Annotated in this window: 1 pseudogene; it reads right to left on the bottom strand. The window is 55.2% G+C overall.

The features are described 5' to 3' along the window. Positions 1-462 (bottom strand): annotated as a pseudogene (locus AC1DH9_RS30935) (dermonecrotic toxin domain-containing protein); the annotation flags it as partial.

Raw genomic sequence — 462 nt, 5'->3', positions numbered from 1 at the left:
GAAGCCCGGTCAACCACGCGTTTGGACTGGCAACATCGTGTACCGCTGACCCCATCCATAAATTGATCCCTGTCTGCTTTCGATGGGCTACAACCCATTGCAGACTGTCTACGTCGGTTAGCGGATTGCCTGAAAGCAAGACATTGCCCTCGACCACCGACTGCTTTCGTACCGATTCAGGCACTCGGGCAATCTGGTTATCACGCAGATCCAACCGCTCCAGACCATGAAAATCGAGAGTAAAGACCGGGCACGACCGAAGCTCTGCCCTTCTCAAATTGAGTTGACGCAATTCGGACATATCAAACACTGCCGGCGAGAGACCGAGCGGATTTTCGCTTAGATCGAGTTCCTGAAGTCGGGTGAGCTCGGCGAGTTGGCCTACGGTTCCCTCCGTCAGGACCAGCCGGGTCGCTTTCAGATTAAGGACCTCAAGCCGAGACATCTGGCCGATAGCAGGCG

Source organism: Pseudomonas sp. 05T35 (assembly GCF_056396605.1).
Note: the sequence above shows the minus strand (reverse complement) of the source record. Positions and strands in the feature narration are given on the sequence as shown.